The sequence below is a fragment of the Citrobacter sp. wls710 genome (assembly GCF_005281115.1).
Lineage (GTDB): Bacteria > Pseudomonadota > Gammaproteobacteria > Enterobacterales > Enterobacteriaceae > Citrobacter > Citrobacter werkmanii.
The window spans coordinates 1-219 of sequence record NZ_SZXD01000014.1 but is presented as its reverse complement, the minus strand read 5'-3'; the positions used below and the strand labels follow the sequence as shown (position 1 = coordinate 219).

The window sequence follows — 219 nt, the reverse complement described above, 5'->3', positions numbered from 1 at the left end:
CTCTGTGCTACCGTTCGACTTGCATGTGTTAGGCCTGCCGCCAGCGTTCAATCTGAGCCATGATCAAACTCTTCAATTTAAGTTTGATGCTCGTGAATTAAACTTCGTAATGAATTACGTGTTCACTCAGAGACTTGGTATTCATTTTTCGTCTTGCGACGTTAAGAATCCGTATCTTCGAGTGCCCACACAGATTGTCTGATAAATTGTTAAAGAGCA

At 42.0% G+C, this 219-nt stretch carries 1 rRNA gene; it reads right to left on the bottom strand.

Annotation, left to right across the window (positions count from 1 at the left end):
- Positions 1-79, bottom strand: a 16S ribosomal RNA gene (locus tag FDX14_RS06075); the annotation flags it as partial.
- Positions 80-219: the final 140 nt, after the last annotated feature.